Here is a 15,980-nt window from a genome sequence, read left to right as displayed (position 1 = left end):
CATTGTGCGTCGTCCCGGATCCGGGACGCGGCTAGATCCCTGTCCGGATCGTTGGCTCGCCTACTCCAGCGGAGCGACGATCGTCGGATGCTTGAGCTGCGTGACATCCAGTTTCGGCAGCATCCCGGTCTCGGCGTAGATATCCAGCATCTTCTGGATTGCCGGGAAGTTCGGCGCCGCGCCTGGATCCCGACCGAAGTCGTTGTCCTTGAGCAGGTAGGTCTCGAGCACCGGAATAGGCGCCTTCAGCACTTCGTTGACGACCTTGAGAGTCTCCTCGCGGTTCGCCAGCGCCTTCTTCATGCCCGAGGTGATGTCGCGAACATACGTCTTGACCAATTCAGGGTTCTTGTCGACGAAATCGGCGCGGCAGGCTTCCAGAATATGCACGATGTTCGGCATGGCCTCCGACAGAGCGAAGAGCTTCCTCGTGCCGCCCTTTGCCTCCGCGCGCGCGGCAAACGGCTGGTTCATGTTGACCGCATCGACGCGGCCCTGGCGCAGCGCGTCCTCGGAGACCGCGAAACCGACCTCGACCAGCTTGATATCCTTGGCTGGATCGACGCCATTCTGCTTCAGGAGCAGATTGAACGGACCTTGGGTCCCGCCGCCGATCACGGAAATGCCGACCGTCTTGCCCTTGAGATCGGCGATGGTCTTGATGGGCGAGTCATCCTTGACAGCCCAGTAGACCGAGAAACCGCCGGGCTTTTCGAACACGTGCTGGGCCACGATGTAGGCTTTGAGATTGCCGCCGACCACGCCGTTGGCAAGCGACAGCGGTGCCTGCGTCGCGCAGTCCAGCGCGCCGGCTGCCAAGGCCTGCGTCATCGGCGCGGTACCCTGGAATTGGGTCCATTCGATGTTGTAGGCCTTGCCGATATTGGGAAATTCAGCCGGGCGGCGCATCATCCAGTACTTGGATTCCTCGGCTGGGATGGTCCAGCCGACGCGGATCGTCTGTTGCGCCCATGACGGGCTAACCCCCGCGCTCGCGGCGGCCGCCGCCCCCAAAGCCAGGATCCACTTCGAAACGGTTCGCATCGTGCCCACTCCGCTGCTCCGGCGCCGATGGGCGCCACTCAACCCGACCGGCGCAAATGTTTCATGGTTCAAACATTCAGGCAAGCCATGCGAGCCGGGAGGTTCTGCCGTCCGACGCGCAATGTATGATAGGCCGGCGTCGCGCGCTGCGACAGAAGGAGGCAACCTATGGCTGATGCGAGCAGGACAAACTCGCCCGGCGCCGCGAGACTTGGCTATCTCGGCCTCGGGTTGATGGGAACGCCGATGGCCCGGCGCCTGCTCAAGGCCGGCTATCAGGTGACGGTCTGGAACCGCTCGGAGGGCAAGGTGGCTCCGCTCGTCGAAGCCGGTGCCAGGCGCGCAGCCACGCCTCGCGATCTCCTGGTAAACTCGGATATCGCCTTCATGTGCGTGACGGATGCAACGGCCGTCGAAGAGGTGATCTTCGGGCCGGAAGGGCTGGCAGCGTCGCCCGGCGCAGGCAAGCTTGTCGTCGATTTCTCGTCGATCCATCCGGACGCCGCGCGGCAGCTCGCGAAGCGACTGAAGGACGCCAATGGCGCGGGCTGGATCGATGCGCCGGTTTCCGGCGGGACGAAGGGCGCCGAGGAAGGCTCGCTTGCGATTATGGCCGGCGGAGAAGCAGACGATATCGAGCGAGTCCGGCCCTACGTGCTGGCCATGGCGCGCAGGCTCACCCACATGGGCCCGACCGGCGCCGGCCAGACCACGAAGCTCTGCAATCAGGTGATCGTCGGATGCGCGATGGCCGTGCTGGCAGAAGCCTCGCGCCTCGCCGTCAACGCTGGAATTGATGCCAATCGCCTGCCCGAAGCGCTCGCCGGCGGCTTCGCTGACTCCATTCCGCTTCAGCTGTTCGTGCCGAGGATGTTGCAAGGCATTCACTCACCACCGCTTGGGCACATTGCCACGATGCTCAAGGATCTCGATACGGTTGCCGACGTCGCACAGGCAACGTCGACGCCGGTGCCGATGGCTTCGCTTGCGGGACAACTTTTTCGGCTGGCCAAGGCCGCGCACGGCGCGGAAGCGGACGCGCTGGAGATTTACAAGCTTTCAGCAGCAAAGCGTTGAGCCGTCGAGCGCGACCCGAAGCCGACTAGGGTGACTTCTTCCGCTCGTCGTCGGCGAGAAACCGGCCAAATGCCCCCCGCGCGAAGAGCAGCGGCTCGGTCGCATTGTACGTATAGGCCTCGACCGCGCCGAGAAAGATCACGTGGTCACCGCCATAATAGCGATTCACGGACCGGCATTGAAAGTTGGCGACACCTTCGGCAAGCACCGGCGCCCCGCCGAGGCCCGGCGTCCAGTCCACGCCGGTGAACTTGTCGTCCGAGGACTTGGCGAATTTGCTCGCAAGAGCCTGCTGTGAAGCGCCAAGCACGTTGACCGTGAAATGGCTGGCGTTCTGGAAGATGGTCAGGCTCGAGGAATAGACGACGAGACTCCACAGCACCAGCGGAGGATTCAGCGAGACGGAGGCGAACGAATTGCAGGTCAAGCCGTAGGGCTTGCCGTCAGGCGCCGCGGCGGTGATGATCGTTACGCCCGTTGCAAAGGTCCCGAGCGCATTGCGAAAGTCGCGAGGATCGATCGACGAGCTGTCGCTCGCGAACTCGTTGGCGGGATCGGGAACGCGGGGCTGCTGCGGCTGATCATTCATCGGCCGGCCTCACAGCGTGAGATTCTCGGACGGCAGGCCCAGCGCCACACGTCCATAATTGGTTCCGGCCGCATCGAAGTTGAAGGCGAGATGCGAGTTGATCGCGTGCGCATCGCGGAACTGGCGCTGCAACACGCCGCTCGTGAACAGGCCGCGCGCCCCGCTCGCGGCAAACAGCATCGAGACCGAGTCCGTGCACAAGTTCACAGAAAAGGAGCCATCGCGCCGATATCGGGTCTTGGTCGCCATATCAGGAATGCGACCGCGCCGCGCGTCCTCCATGGCATCGAGGCATGCCGACCGCATGATCAGGCGTGCGGCGTCAATCTTCGCCGAGGCGTCCGCGATCTTGATCTGGGTGCTCTGAAAATCGCTCAGCTTGGCGCGGTTGTAAGTCGAAATACGATGACGTGCGACCTCGATGTAATCATCGAGGCATGCCTGCGCATTCCCCAGCGCAACGCCCGAGAGGACGTATGGGAACAAGGAGAACACAGGCAGCGCATACAGCGGATTCGGATTGACCCTGCTTCCCGGCGTGGGGCCGCCGGCGAGATCGCCGACAGCGACCGTCATATAGTCGGCCACGAAGGCGTCCCTGACCTCCACGTCGCAAGACCCCGTCCCGCGCAATCCCGCAACATTCCAGGTGTCGAGCACGTTGTAGTCGCCCTTGGGCAGCAGAAAGATTCGATACTCGATGCCGTCCGCCTCGTCTTCTGAGTACACAACGCTTGCCAGCATGTTCCACTCACAAGAGGCAACGCCGGAAGAGAACGGCCAGCTGCCGCGCAGCTGGTATCCGCCCTCCACCCGCGTGGCGCGTCCGGCGGGAAAAATGAACGAGGATGCGATCAGCACGTTCGGATCACGGCCCCAGACCAGATCCTGCGCCTTCTCCTCGAACATGCCGAGCATCCAGTGATGGCTCGCCAGATTGGCGAGATTCCAGGCGACCGACGCATCCGCTTGTCCGAGCAGCTCGGCGCAGTCGACGAGCGCGACATAGTCAAGCTCCGCGCCACCAATCCGTGCCGGTTGCAGCATTCGGAACAGGCCGGCATCGTGGAGATCCCTTTCGGTTTCCGGCGGGAGATGCCGCAGATCCTCCGTCCTCGCCGCCCGCTCACGTAGATGCGGCACGAGAGCCCCAGCCTTCGCGATCATTTCCGCGTGGGCGCGTCCGCCGGCTTCCGGGCCGGTGGGCTGATCCATGCTCGGCTTTCGACCAGGCGCCATTTGTGTCCCTCGCTCTTACATATTTATGCGGCCGCCCTATCACCAAATCAAGCCATGCAGCCGGCACCGGCCCGCAAGCCGGAGGCTGGTGCCATGGAGGCCGACCGTGGGGCCTAGCCCGTCGAGGGTTTGCTCGCGCCAAAGACGCCCTTCTGGGCAAATTCGGCGATCCGATGCTCGTCATAACCGAGAATATTACGCAAGACGTCCTCGGTATGCTCGCCTAGAAGCGGGGCGGCAACGGGATCGACTGTGCCGGTCAGGCTCATGCAAATCGGGGGCTCTATGTTGGGCACCCATTCCGCCGTCGGATGCCGAATCCGGTTCAAGCGCTGGCGCTCGCGAGCCTCGGGCGCATTGAACCCCTCCTCGACCGTCCGGAGATACCCGACCGGAATATTGGCCTGCTTCATCTTCGCCATCCAGTTCTCGAGCGTATCGCTGGCGAAGACCTCGGCGATGGCTGCGCGCAAGAGCTCCTTGTTCTCGGAACGAGCCTTGCGCGTGGCAAACTTGGGATCGGTGATGAGATCTGGCCGGTTCAGTACCTCGACCACGAGCCGACGATAGAGCCGATCATTGGCGCAGGCCATATACAGTGGCCCATCGGAGGCCTCATAGACGCCGACGGTTGGAGACCCGCTGGGCGAATTGCCGAACCGGCCGGGATTTTCGCCGTTGATGAGATAGGCCATGCCGTAGAAGCCTGTCATTCCCATCGCGACGTCGAACAGCGCGACCTCGACATGTTGTCCGCGGCCGAGCCTGTCGCGCGCGAGCAGCGCCAGCAGGATGGCGTTACAGGCGGACATCCCCGTCGCCATGTCCACGATGGGCGGGCCGGTGCGAACCGCCGGGCCGTCGGCGAATCCGTTGAGCGACATGAAGCCGCTCTCCGCCTGCGTGATGGGATCGAAACCGGGGCGCGAGGCGAACGGTCCGGAGCGGCCGTAGGCGGAGATCGAGCAATAGACCAGCCGTGGATTGAGCGGCGCCACCGACTCATAGTCGAGTCCGAACTTCTTCATGACCCCGCTCGAGAAATTCTCTACGACGACGTCCGCCTTGCGGATCAGATCCAGCGCGATCTCGCGGGCTTCCGGTACGGAAAGGTCGAGCGCAATGCCGCGCTTGTTGCGGTTCAGGCTGAGATACGCGGCGCTCTCGCCGCCGATTTCCGCGTGCTCATAGGCGCGCGTGTCGTCGCCGCCGTCGGGATTCTCGATCTTGATGACATCCGCGCCAAAATCGGCGAGCGTCTGCGTGCAGGCCGGTCCGGCGACGACACGCGTGAAATCGACGACCAGAAGACCTTCGAGCGCACTCGGCCCTCCCGTCGCCCGCGGCGAACGTTCCGGCAATTGAGGTCTGGTCGGCATCGATGGCGCTCCCTTACATCGGCTTATGGCCGCCGAATTTCCTGCAATAGCAAACTTAAAGCCCGCCGCCGCCAACTTCGCAAGTGCCTCACTTGCATTGCGTATAGACGCAAAAGAAGCCCGGCAGCCATCGGGCTGCCGGGCTTCTCGCTATCCTGCACACAGGCTGTGCCGCACTTCTGATGAGTCATTGCAGGCCATGTTCCGCATCACGGGAAACGCACCCCGCCCACTCAGCGCAGCCATTTTCGCCAGTAAAGCGTATGCGACCAGGCCCAAGGCGTTTCGGGCTCATAAAGCCGATAGCCTGCCTGAATAAAGTTATTGGCAGACACGGGATTGTCCGTTGTATCCGAAACCACACTGTCCCATCCAATGCGGCGTCCCCTCGCCTCGATCGCTCGCATCAGCCTGACTTGAAGGCCCTGCCCCCAATGCCGCCGCAAGACTCCGACTCTGGAGAAGTAGCCGCTATTTCGGACATGCGTCGACGGCACGACACCGGCAAAGGCGACTGCATCATCACCGCGATAGGCCAGCCACCATGCTCCAAGGTCGAACTGGGGCATTGCCGCAGCATCGAAAAACGTCAGCCGATGCAGATCGGCCAAGGTGTCGGCAACGTCGTCATCAGACGCATCGACAATACGAATTCTGTACATGACGTATCCATCGACGAGAGACAAATTCGCTCCGTCGCACGACGACATGGCCGGAGCCTCACTTACCCAGCACGACCTTGACGCCGAGCCAGACGGCCCCCATCAAACCGGTGGCGATCTCCGTTCAGAAGAGCCTGAACGGAAAGCTCAAGGACGCTCCCTGGCGTGGGGCCTACTGCCCTCTCAGGACCCAGCGCGCGCTTGCCGAAGCCACGCTGAGAGCCAAGGTGGAGGCGAAGCAGAAGGCCGACCTGGAGCAAGCTCTGAAAGACGCTCACCCGCGGGACGGCGTCTACGCGGCGGCCGGCCCCGACTTTGAGGAGCGCTGTGCGAAGTTCAACGACACGGTCGTTACGTTCTCCGGAAAGTCGATCACGACGGCCTCGAACATCTGCAACATCGAAAAGACTCGGGTTCAGCTTCCCGACACGGTCCGGATCGGCGCCGACTGCACATTGCGGCCGGCTTCAGGCGCGGATACCGTCAGCGTACAGAATGTGGACACCACTCCGGACCGCGAGAACCTGATGTTCAAGAAGATCGACGACAAGACCGTCGTCCTCTGGATCATCAAGGACGGACACTTCACCGGCGATGGCCGAAAGCTGTCCTATTGCAGCGACCAGGTGCAACGCGCCTATGCCGGGCAGCGCCGGGCCGGCAAGCCGGGCAAGAACTAGCGATCATCGAAACGAAAAACCCGCGGCCAATTGCTCGGCACGGGCTCAACCAACTCGAATTCGATGATGCCATTCTGCCAGTGTTTTGCCCGACGGGTCAAACGGACAATCGAAAATCCGAATCGAGATCTTGCCAACTCAGGCGTTACCGGCTTCCTGATCGGCATGGCCGGCGTCTTCCGGCCGCACGATGACGCGCTCGACCCGGTGCACCGTCTCAACGCCCTCTTCACCGCTCTCGATCGGTTGTGCAGCCTTGCCCCAGCCGCGATCGAGGATGGCGTTGGCGGCGGAAAGGCGCACGGCGGGCGTCGCCTCGTCGTTGCGCATGATGCCGACGAGAACCCGTAGCGCCGTCCTGGTGTGGCTGCGCGCCAGCGAGCGGATCTCGGTCGGCTTACGCGCCCCAGCCCTTGTCTTAGCAGCTAGCGGCGGCCGGAGGGGCTCGCCTGCGATCTCGCCTGCGACCTCCTCGCTCACGACACCATCTCCCACAGCGCGATTGCGACGAGGCCCGCGAGCGCGAGCGAAATCAAATAAGCGGTCATCATCATCCTCCATGCGAAGAAAATGCGCGGCAGATCGGCCAGGCGAAGCACGATCGTTTCGGGCGCGAACCCTATCTCCGTGTCTTCCGGAGACCGCAGCGGCGCGGGCGCATCGGCCCCAGCGCCGCAGGCCGGCACGTTCGCGCGTGCACGGCCGGCAATGGTTCGGACGGCGGCGCGCCGATCGGCGCTCCAGGTTTGTCGAGTGCGTGGCCGGATGCGCGGCCACCGTCCGATTCTGCAACCGAGACGAAAAAACCCGCGGCGGATGATATCCGCGCGGGTTGAACCAAACTCGTCTCGATGATGTCATTCTGCCGGTGTTTTGCCCGACATGTCAAACGAACCATTGCACCGCGCCGAAGTTGATCGGTCGGAGGACCGTCATGACACCCAGGACAGATCGCAAGCCGCGCAGCAAGCCCATCCCGGACCAGGCCATCATCGACGAGCCCGGCGTAAGCGCCGACGGCGGCCGCGACCTCGCGCGCGGCGAAGGCGGCACAATCGATCTTCCGGCCGGGCCGGGCGATTTGTCGAAGGACGATTAGGCGGGCCGGAACTTACGCGACGAGAGGCGCGTTGACGTCGTGGTTGGAGGGAACGTTGATGAGCCACACTGTCCTGGTTGTTGACGACGATCCCCCCGTCCTCGAGACGATCGTGGCCATGCTCGAGGATCTCGGCTGCGAGGTGGTCAGCGCCAGGAGCGGCCCGGATGCACTGGAGCGGCTCGGGGAGAACCGCGACATTTCCGTCCTCATCACCGACATCAACATGCCCGGCATGGACGGTCATGAACTGGCCGAGCTGGCGCGGCGCCTCCGTCCCGAGCTGAAGATGCTGCAATTGTCGGGGCGCGAGCCCCGGCGCGGCGGCCTGCCGATGATCAGGAAGCCGTTCTCGTTCGAGGAACTCGCCGACATCCTGCAGCGAACCGCAGGCATTCACTGACCACAGGCAAACAAAAAACCCGCAACGGATGGCGTCCGCGCGGGCTGAACTCACTTTTTTCGATGATGCCACTATGGCGGTGTTTTGCCCGACGTGTCAACGCGGCGAGCGCGGAAGAGAAAGCCTCTCCTCCCAGCTCAATATGTGGTGCGCAACAGGCTTGCTTCAAGTCCCCGCTCCTGCCGTAGAACCCCCGACCCAACCAAACCCATCGAGGGGGTCAACATGCCTGCCCTGCTTCCGACGTCCCGTTCACGCCGCAGCGCCCAGGGCGCCGATGCTGCGATGGAAACGCCGAGAGACCATGCCGTCGTGATCGCCGGCGGCGGCCCGACTGGGCTGATGCTGGCCGCCGAGCTCGCGCTCGCCGATGTCGACGTTGCCGTGGTCGAGCGGCGCCCCGATCAGTCGATCGTCGAGACCCGCGCCGGCGGCCTGCACGCCCGCACCATCGAGGTACTCGATCAGCGCGGCGTCGCCGAGCGCTTCCTGCGCGAAGGGGAGATCCTCCAGCTCGCCGGCTTTGCCTGGACCCCGCTCGACATCAGCGATCTGCCCACGCGACATGCTTACGGCCTCAAGCTGCGGCAGACCCGCATCGAGCGCATCCTGGCCGATTGGGTCGAACAACTCGCGGTCCCGATCTACCGGGAACGCGAGGTCACGGGCTTCGCACAGGACGAGACTGGCGTCGACGTCACGCTGTCCGGCGGCGCGCGCCTGCGCGCAAGATATCTGGTCGGCTGCGACGGCGGCCGCAGCCTGGTGCGCAAGATCGCCGGCATCGACTTCCCCGGCACCTCACCGACGCTCAGCAACCTCATGGCCGAGGTCGAGATGCGCGAGGCGCCGGAGTTCGGCCTGCGCCACGATGCGCTCGGCTTTCACGGCCTCAGCAAAACTGAGAGCGGCCGCGTGCTGGTCGTCGTGACGGAAGCAACGCTCGCGGCGACCGGCCAGCCGACCTTGCGCGATCTCAGCGATGCGCTGTTGCCGTCTACGGCACCGACTTCGGCATGCAGAACCCGGCGTGGATCTCCCGCTTCACCGATGCGGCACGGCAGGCTGCATCCTATCGCAAGGGCCGCTTGCTGCTCGCCGGTGATGCCGCCCATATCCATCATTCCGTCGGCGGACAGGGCCTCAACCTCGGTGTGCAGGACGCCGTCAATCTCGGCTGGAAGCTGGCGCAGGTGGTCAAGGGCCTCGCGCCGGACAGCCTGCTCGACAGCTACCACGCAGAGCGCCAGCCGGTGGCCGCCCGCGTGCTGAAGAACACCAGGGCGCAGATCGCCCTGCTCCGGCGCGGCGACGACGGCCGCAAGGCGGCGCGCGAGGCGATCGCCGAGCTGCTCGCCATGGACGAGCCGCGCCGGCGCTTCGGCGCGATGATGAGCGGGCTCGACATCGCCTACGATCTCGGCGAAGGCCACAAGCTGCTCGGCCGGCGCATGCCCGATCTCGATCTGGCGGTCGAAGGACGGATGCTGAACCTGTTCACGCTGCTGCACCGCGCGCGCGGCGTGCTGCTCAACTTCGGCAAGCGCGGCGGCATCGTCTCGGCGCCGTGGGCGGACCGCATCGATGTCGTCGACGCCGACTACGATGGTGTCTGGGAGCTTCCGGTCATCGGGCGGGTTGCAGCGCCTAGCGCGGTGCTGGTGCGGCCCGACGGGCACGTGGCTTGGGTGCAGCACGAAAGCCAGCTCGGGCTCGAGGAGACGTTGGCGCGGTGGTTCGGGCCGGCTGCTGCGTAGAACACGAAACGTCACAGCTCTTCGTATATGAAAGCCCGCGGTATCCCGCGGGCCTTGATCCGAACTCTTCCGATGACGCCATTTTGCCGGTAATTTTGCCCGACGTGTCAAACGATCGAACCGGCTCGGCGTCGACCACGCCGTACGCTCCTCACTGCGGTGGAAGCAACGGACGTATCCAGCGCGAGAACCACTCCCCGGCGTCGGTATGAGAATTTCCTGGATTCTCCACGCCGAAGATCGGAGGTGGAACGAAATAGCTCGGCTCGTCGGCGAAGAAACCGATCGGCTTGCTGGGCTGCGGTCGCCCGCTTCCAGCGATCGGCACTGTCCAATTGCCGAACCGCTCGTTGAATTCCGTGGAAGGCAGATACGGGACCGGCGCACTGCCGGACGTGAACACGCTGCCCGCATTCGACTCGTTGGTCCGCGTGAGGCGCCGAACGTTTTCGGGCGCCACCGTTCCGTGTGGAGGAGTGTCCGGCACGTTATCCACGTTCTCGGCAGGCACGGAGCCGTCTGGCGTGCTGGCCCAGTTGCCAAAGCGATCCGCAAAGGCGCTTGCAATAGTCTTCGGATCGATCGAGGACGTTGCACCCGGCTGCCGCCCGAAGGTCGATGATGCCGAAGAGCCGCGGCTGCTGGCCCCGTCGTCGACGCGAAAACCGTTGCCGATAGTGTCGTGCGCAGGCGCTTCTGCCGAGAACACTCCTCGCCCAGGCGCAGTAGCGCCCTCCGTCGTGCCCGGACTGCTATCCTCTGCGTTGGCAGCGCGCGTAACCGCCAAAATGCCTCCAATGCCGAGCAGCCAGGGGAGCAAGGAGGGAGCCGCTAGCACGGCGGCGCCACCGGCCAACCAAGGAAGAATATCACGCTCCGGAGATGCGCCTCCAGCCAACGGATTCTCGTAGTATGGATTCGTAACGCCGGAGTGCGGATCGGATTGCAGCACCAGCGGGTCTGATGGAGCGGCCGTTGTCGGCGGCAATCGACCGATCTGCTGTTCATTGGGATCTAGCTGGGGGAACGGAGGCAGCGCGCGTTTGAAGCGGGGATCACTTCGCGCGAACCCTTCCTGTTCGTTCAAACCGGCCAGCGAAGGTGAATTGTAGCCGGGCAGCGGCGGAAAGTCGCTCGGGTTCACTGGCGCGATACCCGGAGTGTAACGAATGTCCGAGGAAGGGTCGAACACTTCGAACTTGGACCAATTCGTTCCGCGCAGGTCGCGATTACCAGCCGTCACGTTGACATCGCGATTGCGAGCAATTGCCTCGTCTATGAGTTTCTGCCGCTCCGGATGATCCAGGTAGAGCAACCATTTGATCAGATGATCCTGACCGGCGCCCGCTCCCCTTCGCTCGATATCTCCGATGGTTCGCAATAGATCGGGGTATTGATCGCGGTAAGCCTTGGGGTGCGTCACAATTTTCTCGATCCACTCAACGACGTCTTCTCGTGTTTTATCGATAGGCACATTGGGGTAGAGATGGCCATTGAGGAAGCCGACGCGCATAGCATCGATCAGTGTCTTAATCTCCGCTAGTCGCTCCTCTGGACTTTCGACCTTTGCAATCTGATCAAGTTTTTTACAAACGAAGCTTTTGTAAGGTCCGACATGCCCGCCGGGATGGGGCGAAACATTCAACTTGGCAGCGAGCTCTCGATTTGCTGGCAGATAGATTCGGTTTGCCGGTGAGTCGATATCGAACGTCTGCTTTTCAATGCCGCGAAACGCGCTGTGATCTTTACAGCTCTCTGGAATAATATGATGGTCGGAAAAGATTGACATGCACCCTCACAAAAGGGACTTCATTGAGTATGGGGGGTGGCAAATTGGATGGATGAGCGCGCAAGCGCGGTCGCGACGGGAGGCCCGCGCGTTCATCGACAAGGCTGCAGTATTTTCTGAAGTGCTATGGCACGCGGCGCAGTCGATCCGACCGCACGCAGGCAACGGCCTCAAGGCGCGAGGTTGTTGGATTCTCTTAGATCAAGAGGAAATATGGCGCCCGCGTCGCCATCCGCTCGCGAGCGCCAGTCTTGTTGCCAGCAGAATATGCCTGCCTGCACGGTTCATCGCCGAACCGAAACGGCCCCTCGCGTGTGTTTCAGGAAAGCACACTCTCAACGAGAGAAAAGACTTCATTCCTCGGGAAGGAGAGAGTCAAATTTCGCCTTTCGAAGTGTCGGCAAAGTGGATCTTCTTCAACCCCGCCGACTTGCAAGCGTCCTTGAACTCCTGGTCGCATATGACTGTCGCTTCTTCGTAGGCCATGCGGAAGATGTGCGCCGTGCCGATCACGTCTTCTCTGAAGACCAGCTTGTATCCGAGAGGGAATTCGTAATATTTCATGCCATGGTCCATGTAGCGGATATCGTCCCGAATTCCGATCTGCAAATGCGATTGCGCTTCGTCCACCGCATCGAGGACGCGAACAACATCGCAGATCCAATAGTCCGGCCCATGATAGCTACCTTTCGGTAGTCGCACGTCGCATCGCACAAAAACGAAGGCTTCCGGATCCATCCTCTCGAAGACAGCCTTGGTTCGATCCGAAATGAGCCACCACCCCCAGCAGAGCTCCAGGTCGCCGGGCGGACGGCCGTCCGATTTATCGAACATGTAAGGCACAGGCGGCGTAGAAGCCGGCAATCGAGATACTTGGTAGGGAGGAAGGACGCTTTCGTCCGCGATCCAAAAGCCGGGCCGGCCGCTGAGATCGTAACTTATCTTGTGGAAGCGGCGCTTCCGTGCTCTCGGTCGCTTCGGCACAGAATTCTCTTTTTCGTCAGTCACGACTGCATCTCACTGAACATTGTACCCGTGACACACGCGGTGAAGAGCGCGATCGGTCGCACAACAATAAAGCCCGCGGCTTCCCGCGAGCTTGATCGGCTTTTTTCGATGATGCCATTCTGTCGGTGTTTTGCCCGACGTGTCAAACGATCGATCTCGAGCAGTGAAGCTGACGGCAAGCAACGATCGGAAATCGCTCATCGACATCAGTGCTTGAACTCATTAACACAGTAAAACACCGGCATCCCGCTAAACGCGTCGGAATTCTTGTGGCGAACCTGGATCCGCTCGCTCGCACTTGCCCCGATGGTGTCGCCGTCCTTCACCACGCTGCCATGCTCGATCAGATACGCGGACAGTCCCGCCACCTTGTCGAACAACGCCGAAAGCGTGAGCTTACCGGTCACGAACTCGATCTCACGATCGACGAATGCCGACAGTCCCATTGTCACCGCGCCGATCTTGGCACCTGACCGGAACGGAAGAATGTCGACCCACAGCCTGAAGGGGTAGTCGGGATACGGTGCGAATGCATCCCGGGACGTTTCGAGCCAGAGATCGGCGGGCCGCACGACCCGGCCGGCCCACACCACGCCGCAACATTCCGGCATCGTGGCAATCAACGCGCCGATGAGTGCGGTCGTGCCGCGCGCGGCGACCAGCGGCTGCTCGCTCTTTCCGAGCATCGACACGATCAGATGACCGCGATGCCGGGCGGCTACCGCCTTGCTCTCCGGCCAGGTGGTGGCGGCGCGCACCCATAGTCCCTGGTCGTGCGGAACGGGTGCGGGCATCGACATCACGGCAACAAGCTCGTGACCACAGCGAATGAGCGGCGAATTTGCTTGTGTCTGTTGCGCACGTCCGTCGCCGATCGCCTCCGTCGCCAATTCCGGATGCCGGGCGTGAAGGATCTTGGCGACCGCCGACATGTCCGGCGTCGCCGGGTTGTCCAACAAGACAAAAGCGAGAAGCGAGCTACTCATCGACTGCCCCGCAGAAAAATTCAGGCCAACGCCGATCCATCGGCGTTTCGCTCAGAGGTTGAAATGTTGTCTTGCTAGAACAAACAGAGAACGTTGTCAATCGACTTTTTGATCGTAGCGCAAATGGGATCTCGGCCACGCAGGAAACGGCCCGTGGTGCGCGCTGACCAGCGCGGGCGTTGCCGCGCATCGTTCAGCGTATCGCCTCCGACTCGTCCTTCTTGTCTTTGTTTGCGTCGCGAAAAAGTTTGGCGGCGGATGCACTAGCGGCTCGCGGCATTCGCGCACGCGCCGGCGGAGATGAGCGCACGTATCGCCGCGCACTCAAATTGAGTAAGTCGCTCAACAGGCTCAGCTTTGCGTCGAAATTTAATCTGCGGACGTATCAAAAGATACTGACTGGCCACCGCGCTTAAAGTAGCCTCCATCCATCACCGCAAAACACTCGGCATTCATCGGTGATGAGAACGCCAATCGCGCTCCCGCCACTCCAACCAGGAGGCAGCGCCATGCTGAAGCGACGTCGTATCAAACAGACCAGGACACTGACCGAACGCCTCGCGGACGAAGCCGCGCGGTGCCGCGAAGAAGCGCGCCGGCTCGCGCCGGGGCGCCACCGCGAGATATTGCTGCGCCGGGCCCGCCAGGACGAGACGGCCATGCAGATCGACGCCTGGCTGCGATCGCCCGGCCTGAGGGCGCCGACATGACCCATCAATATCGCGCTTATCTCGTCGGCGAGAACGGCGTCTTCCGCTCGGCGGAAGCCTTCGAAGCCGCGTCCGACGATTCCGCCCTCGCCTTCGCGCGGCAGTTCACGCGGCACGGCAAGGTCGAGGTGTGGCAGCTGGGCCGCAAGATCGCCGTGCTCGACGCCGCGCAATCCTGGCCGTCACCGCCGCGGCAATCGCGATCGACGCTGACGCGTCAATGATGGTGTGACTGCGGTCGCGACGCGGGAGTTGACGCCGCGACGTAGATGGTCACTGCATCACGGGATGCGGCAGCGTTGCGTGTTCCTGTACGAGGACCGATCTGACCGAACCAGGACCGCGCCCGCTTGCGCAGTCCCCTACTCTTCCGCGAGCTTGCGCTCGATATAGGCGTCCACCGTCTCGGCGAACGAGCGCTGCACGCCGACCGCCACATCATGCTGGTCGAGTGCGTCGCGCTGGAGCACACGCAGGCCGCGCCCGCGGGCGCTGATCGGCGCCGTGTTCAGATACTGATCGATGGCGCCCTTGGCGAGCGGGATGGCCTTGGGATCGCCCCTGGCGATCAGGAGCCGGAGCAGGCTCTGGCATTCGGCCAAACCTGGCATGGGTTTACTCTCACCTCTGCTGCGATTTCGGCTTCGGCCGCCGCACCGGCTGGGTGTGGGTGCCGAACAGCGCCAGCAAGAACGCGACTTCTTCCTTCGAACCGATCTGGATCATGATGATCTCCTTTTCGCTTCGTTGGTCGAGGGCCGGGCGCACGGAGTTCAGGACAATCGGGTTTCAGCATTGTTTCAGGCGTGTTTCGTCGGATTTCGATGCTCAGGGCCTGCCTGCTTGTGTCCACAAATGGACATGGGCAAGCGGATCGACGTGTCCCTGGCCGGGTGAGGCATTTTCTTCCGTTGAGCTGGTCATAAGTCAAAAGCCCGCGCGGATTGCGACGTCGCTGGCGATGCTGGTCGCCCTCATGTCCGTGGCGCTGGCCGAGCCCACTAGGGATCAGGTGCGGCCTGCTGCTCAAGGCGCCGCCGAGGCGCGTCCGATCCGGGTCATCCTGCCCGCACCCTGGGAGCCCGCCACGACGCAAGCCGAAGCTCCGCCGGTGAAATGACGCGGCGCTTCTCGGTAATTGTTAGCCAGATCCACCTTGCCGCGCCGGGAAAAACCGGAAAATAGCGCCAAATTTAGCCAAATCCGGCACATCGGATTTGGCGGAATGAAAGCTCTTCGCGCCATGCTGAAGCGTGTCGCTGCTCTGCTTGCGCGGGCGCCATCGGAAGAGCTTCGGAGAGATCGCCATGTACTACGTCGCCGCTGCATTGCTGGTGCTGTCGGGACTGTTCTACTCGGCGAGCCATCACGAGATCGGCTCGTTCGGGGTCACCATGTGCTCCTATGGCGGCACGTTCTGCGACAACCCGCTGATCGTCTTTGCCGGCGCAGCGCTGGCGGCCGCCTGGGGCATGTTTGTCAGCATCAAGTAGAGGCGGCGCAAGACCTCTCATCGCGACCGTTCAAGACAGCGCTCGCGGGGCCCACACCCACGCGA

General features: G+C 62.7%; 19 protein-coding genes and 1 pseudogene. 9 read left to right on the top strand and 11 right to left on the bottom strand.

The genetic code is table 11. From position 1 onward, the window contains the following. Window positions 1–60: 60 nt before the first annotated feature. Window positions 61–1,044: an ABC transporter substrate-binding protein gene (locus tag D6B98_RS04345; RefSeq protein ID WP_164718373.1), complete on the bottom strand. Its 984-nt coding sequence runs from the start codon at window positions 1,042–1,044 to the stop codon at window positions 61–63. 246 nt (window positions 1,045–1,290) lie between these two features. Between D6B98_RS04345 and D6B98_RS04340 the strand changes: the two genes are divergently transcribed. Beyond that, window positions 1,291–2,121, top strand: coding sequence for an NAD(P)-dependent oxidoreductase (locus tag D6B98_RS04340; RefSeq protein ID WP_245481240.1), 831 nt, complete (start codon window positions 1,291–1,293; stop codon window positions 2,119–2,121). 25 nt (window positions 2,122–2,146) lie between these two features. Here the strand turns inward: D6B98_RS04340 and D6B98_RS04335 are convergent, their stop codons facing one another. The 4 genes from D6B98_RS04335 to D6B98_RS04320 form a co-directional block, all read right to left on the bottom strand. Next, complete coding sequence (locus D6B98_RS04335) at window positions 2,147–2,710, bottom strand: flavin reductase family protein (protein ID WP_126255662.1); 564 nt, start codon at window positions 2,708–2,710, stop codon at window positions 2,147–2,149. A gap of 9 nt (window positions 2,711–2,719) precedes the next feature. Next, window positions 2,720–3,925, bottom strand: coding sequence for an acyl-CoA dehydrogenase family protein (locus tag D6B98_RS04330; protein ID WP_502699878.1), 1,206 nt, complete (start codon window positions 3,923–3,925; stop codon window positions 2,720–2,722). Between the two features lie 137 nt (window positions 3,926–4,062). Continuing rightward, the gene (locus tag D6B98_RS04325; protein ID WP_164718372.1) at window positions 4,063–5,328 is read right to left on the bottom strand and encodes a CaiB/BaiF CoA transferase family protein; all 1,266 of its coding nucleotides are present in this window, start codon (window positions 5,326–5,328) and stop codon (window positions 4,063–4,065) included. A 233-nt stretch (window positions 5,329–5,561) separates the two neighbouring features. Further along, complete coding sequence (locus D6B98_RS04320; RefSeq protein WP_126255659.1) at window positions 5,562–5,990, bottom strand: GNAT family N-acetyltransferase; 429 nt, start codon at window positions 5,988–5,990, stop codon at window positions 5,562–5,564. Between the two features lie 77 nt (window positions 5,991–6,067). Between D6B98_RS04320 and D6B98_RS04315 the strand changes: the two genes are divergently transcribed. Then, window positions 6,068–6,670 (top strand): hypothetical protein, encoded by a 603-nt coding sequence (locus tag D6B98_RS04315; RefSeq protein ID WP_164718371.1) that lies wholly within the window; start codon window positions 6,068–6,070, stop codon window positions 6,668–6,670. 138 nt (window positions 6,671–6,808) lie between these two features. Here D6B98_RS04315 and D6B98_RS04310 read toward each other — a convergent pair whose 3' ends face one another. Both D6B98_RS04310 and D6B98_RS04305 read right to left on the bottom strand, forming a co-directional pair. Then, window positions 6,809–7,150: a hypothetical protein gene (locus D6B98_RS04310; RefSeq protein WP_126255657.1), complete on the bottom strand. Its 342-nt coding sequence runs from the start codon at window positions 7,148–7,150 to the stop codon at window positions 6,809–6,811. Beyond that, window positions 7,147–7,356, bottom strand: coding sequence for a hypothetical protein (locus D6B98_RS04305; RefSeq protein WP_126255656.1), 210 nt, complete (start codon window positions 7,354–7,356; stop codon window positions 7,147–7,149). The genes D6B98_RS04310 and D6B98_RS04305 overlap by 4 nt, the downstream gene beginning before the upstream one ends. A 248-nt stretch (window positions 7,357–7,604) precedes the next feature. Here D6B98_RS04305 and D6B98_RS39700 point away from each other — a divergent pair, with 248 nt between their 5' ends. The 3 genes and pseudogenes from D6B98_RS39700 to D6B98_RS04295 all read left to right on the top strand — a co-directional run bounded on the left by D6B98_RS39700 (window position 7,605) and on the right by D6B98_RS04295 (window position 9,929). Beyond that, window positions 7,605–7,769, top strand: a complete 165-nt coding sequence (locus tag D6B98_RS39700; RefSeq protein ID WP_164718370.1) for a hypothetical protein — start codon at window positions 7,605–7,607, stop codon at window positions 7,767–7,769. Window positions 7,770–7,827: 58 nt separating this feature from the next. Then, window positions 7,828–8,172: a response regulator gene (locus tag D6B98_RS04300; protein ID WP_126255655.1), complete on the top strand. Its 345-nt coding sequence runs from the start codon at window positions 7,828–7,830 to the stop codon at window positions 8,170–8,172. Between the two features lie 225 nt (window positions 8,173–8,397). Then, a pseudogene (locus D6B98_RS04295) lies at window positions 8,398–9,929 on the top strand (FAD-dependent monooxygenase). A 151-nt stretch (window positions 9,930–10,080) separates the two neighbouring features. Here the strand turns inward: D6B98_RS04295 and D6B98_RS04290 are convergent. The 3 genes from D6B98_RS04290 to D6B98_RS04280 form a co-directional block, all read right to left on the bottom strand. Further along, complete coding sequence (locus D6B98_RS04290; RefSeq protein ID WP_126255654.1) at window positions 10,081–11,718, bottom strand: AHH domain-containing protein; 1,638 nt, start codon at window positions 11,716–11,718, stop codon at window positions 10,081–10,083. Window positions 11,719–12,093: 375 nt separating this feature from the next. Further along, a complete protein-coding gene (locus tag D6B98_RS04285; protein ID WP_126255653.1) occupies window positions 12,094–12,726 on the bottom strand; it encodes an imm11 family protein in 633 nt (210 codons plus the stop codon). 206 nt (window positions 12,727–12,932) lie between these two features. Continuing rightward, window positions 12,933–13,712: a DUF4261 domain-containing protein gene (locus D6B98_RS04280; RefSeq protein WP_126255652.1), complete on the bottom strand. Its 780-nt coding sequence runs from the start codon at window positions 13,710–13,712 to the stop codon at window positions 12,933–12,935. Window positions 13,713–14,221: 509 nt separating this feature from the next. On the opposite strand from D6B98_RS04280, the gene D6B98_RS04275 reads away from it, so the two are divergent. Continuing rightward, window positions 14,222–14,422, top strand: a complete 201-nt coding sequence (locus tag D6B98_RS04275) for a hypothetical protein (protein WP_126255651.1) — start codon at window positions 14,222–14,224, stop codon at window positions 14,420–14,422. Beyond that, window positions 14,419–14,646 carry a hypothetical protein gene (locus D6B98_RS04270; RefSeq protein WP_126255650.1) on the top strand — a complete coding sequence of 76 codons (228 nt, stop codon included), beginning with the start codon at window positions 14,419–14,421 and terminating at the stop codon, window positions 14,644–14,646. The genes D6B98_RS04275 and D6B98_RS04270 overlap by 4 nt, the downstream gene beginning before the upstream one ends. A 138-nt stretch (window positions 14,647–14,784) precedes the next feature. Here D6B98_RS04270 and D6B98_RS04265 read toward each other — a convergent pair whose 3' ends face one another. Then, on the bottom strand, window positions 14,785–15,033 hold the full coding sequence (locus D6B98_RS04265; RefSeq protein WP_126255649.1) for a hypothetical protein: 249 nt from the start codon (window positions 15,031–15,033) through the stop codon (window positions 14,785–14,787). A gap of 350 nt (window positions 15,034–15,383) precedes the next feature. Between D6B98_RS04265 and D6B98_RS39695 the strand changes: the two genes are divergently transcribed. Together D6B98_RS39695 and D6B98_RS04255 are read left to right on the top strand one after the other, a co-directional pair. Continuing rightward, window positions 15,384–15,542, top strand: coding sequence for a hypothetical protein (locus D6B98_RS39695; protein ID WP_164718369.1), 159 nt, complete (start codon window positions 15,384–15,386; stop codon window positions 15,540–15,542). A gap of 187 nt (window positions 15,543–15,729) precedes the next feature. Beyond that, complete coding sequence (locus tag D6B98_RS04255; protein WP_126255647.1) at window positions 15,730–15,915, top strand: hypothetical protein; 186 nt, start codon at window positions 15,730–15,732, stop codon at window positions 15,913–15,915. The last annotated feature ends 65 nt before the right edge of the window (window positions 15,916–15,980 follow it).

Source organism: Bradyrhizobium sp. LVM 105, from assembly GCF_003957705.1.
GTDB classification, from domain to species: domain Bacteria; phylum Pseudomonadota; class Alphaproteobacteria; order Rhizobiales; family Xanthobacteraceae; genus Bradyrhizobium; species Bradyrhizobium frederickii.
Note: the sequence above shows the minus strand (reverse complement) of the source record. Positions and strands in the feature narration are given on the sequence as shown.